The sequence below is a fragment of the Oleiphilus sp. HI0117 genome, from assembly GCF_001635235.1.
In genome coordinates this window covers 1-1,317 of sequence record NZ_LWGA01000772.1, presented here as the reverse complement: position 1 = coordinate 1,317, position 1,317 = coordinate 1, and the positions used below count along the sequence as shown (strand labels likewise).

The 1,317-nt window shown below is 42.4% G+C and carries 3 protein-coding genes; 1 reads left to right on the top strand and 2 read right to left on the bottom strand.

Annotated elements, in window-relative coordinates:
• A partial coding sequence (locus A3757_RS12510) for a hypothetical protein (RefSeq protein ID WP_231878268.1) occupies positions 1–246 on the top strand: 246 nt, incomplete at its 5' end.
• Positions 247–332: 86 nt separating this feature from the next.
• Here A3757_RS12510 and A3757_RS12505 read toward each other — a convergent pair.
• Together A3757_RS12505 and A3757_RS12500 are read right to left on the bottom strand one after the other, a co-directional pair.
• A complete protein-coding gene (locus A3757_RS12505) occupies positions 333–668 on the bottom strand; it encodes a nucleotidyltransferase family protein (protein WP_156490403.1) in 336 nt (111 codons plus the stop codon).
• A gap of 36 nt (positions 669–704) precedes the next feature.
• Positions 705–1,317 (bottom strand): exodeoxyribonuclease III (locus tag A3757_RS12500; RefSeq protein ID WP_068739721.1); only part of this gene is annotated, 613 nt, incomplete at its 5' end.

The window sequence follows — 1,317 nt, the reverse complement described above, 5'->3', positions numbered from 1 at the left end:
GCTTTTCCAGCGATTATGAGCACCATCGCAACAAACGCTGGTGCAGCTAGTAGTATTTATGAACTAAATCACCAACCTATTAGCAGCACTATACGTGTACTTGTCGACGGTGTTGACGTCGCTAAAGACAGTTCAAACGGCTGGGAATATAACTCAACAAGTAACCGAATACTATTTAGTGGCACTGCGATTCCAAGTGAAGGTGCTGAGGTAGAAATTATTTATGATTACTACCTTTCTGAATAATAGCTAAATTGTAAAACAAGGAGAGAAGCTAGTGGTATTCGCTAGCTTCTCTTTCTGGCTTTCACGTCTATCTCACCTTTACTATTTCAGCTATTTTGACCAGGCACTAGCTGTCCCACCCGATCAATATGCTCCTTAAGCGCGTCATTTTCTAACAAACTATAAGCAACAACATCAAAGAACAAAGGAATTTTGGTTTCTTCGTTCAACTGATATTGAATATGACTGACTGTTGAATAGTCTAGGTCACCATAGAGAGCAATATCGACATCAGAACCTTTATGAAAATTCCCCTTAACGCGGGAACCAAAAATGACGGCTTTTTCAACGCTAGGCACAGCATAAACTATGCCTGCAATGACTTGAACATAGTCAGGGCTCAGTCCAAAAGGCTGACCTTTAAAGGTAGGTCGCACTGGCACTCATAAATCTAATTGCCTCAAAATTATATGTCTAAGCTACATGATCACATCATAGTCAATAATGACAGGTGCGTGATCCGAGAAGCGCGTGTCCATATCAATAAAACCATCTTCGATAACATTACGCATCATCTGGGTCGAGATTTGATAGTCTGTTCTCCAGCCAGCATTCTTTCGCCAACCTTTCGCCCACTCTGGCCACCAGGTATATTGATTTTTCTCAACATTTATATGACGAAATGCATCAACATAACCAAAGTCATCGAAAACCGTATCGAACCAGTCTCGCTCATGCGCTTTAAAGCCACTCACGTCCATCTCATGGTATTTTTTGCTCGCATCTGTCACCAAATGCGCGGAATTGAAACTGCCCGCAAAAATGAACTGACGACGCTTACGGAGAGTTTTTTCCAGATGGCTTTGAAACGCGTCCTGGAATTTATCCTTTGCTTCCTGGTTCTCAGGCTTGCCTAATGCATTGGGTACAAGCATTGAAGCAACACTAACATTTTCAAAGTCAGCCTGAATAAAGCGCCCTTCACGATCTGCTGGCTCATAAGCAAAGCCATACATAATTGCCTTGGGGAAGTGGCGAGTATAAATACCCACGCCGCCATCTTCAGGGTTTTCAGCATCTATAAAATAAGCC